This is a genomic window from Cytobacillus oceanisediminis 2691, from assembly GCF_007678455.1.
In the GTDB taxonomy this organism is placed as follows: Bacteria; Bacillota; Bacilli; order Bacillales; family Cytobacillaceae; genus Mesobacillus; species Mesobacillus oceanisediminis_A.
The window spans coordinates 1-321 of the sequence record NZ_VEEP01000095.1; the positions used below are offsets into that span (position 1 = coordinate 1).

General features: G+C 50.8%; 1 pseudogene. It reads left to right on the forward strand.

The annotated features are described in order from the left end of the window. A pseudogene (gene fliI, locus FS736_RS25550) lies at window positions 1-321 on the forward strand (flagellum-specific ATP synthase FliI); the annotation flags it as partial.

Genomic DNA, 321 nt, shown 5'->3' on the forward strand with positions numbered 1-321 from the left:
CAAACCCCCTTATACCCCAACCGCCATCCCACAATATTTTCCCCATAACGGCCTCAATCTCATCCTCATCATACATTCAGTAACACCACTCCCCATCCCTCACCGTCAAGTTGCTCTTCCTCTTCCCCAACCCCCAACCCCCAAACGCTACACTCCCTCCCTCTTCCCCATCCTTTCAACCCTTCTCCAAACAACACCTACCAATCAATATCCCTCAATCACTCCCTTCTATACTCTCCTTCTCCATCCACATCATATCAATCACCCCATTCCCCATACCCTCCCCCCAATCCTCCATCCCCATTTTCTACTCCACACCCA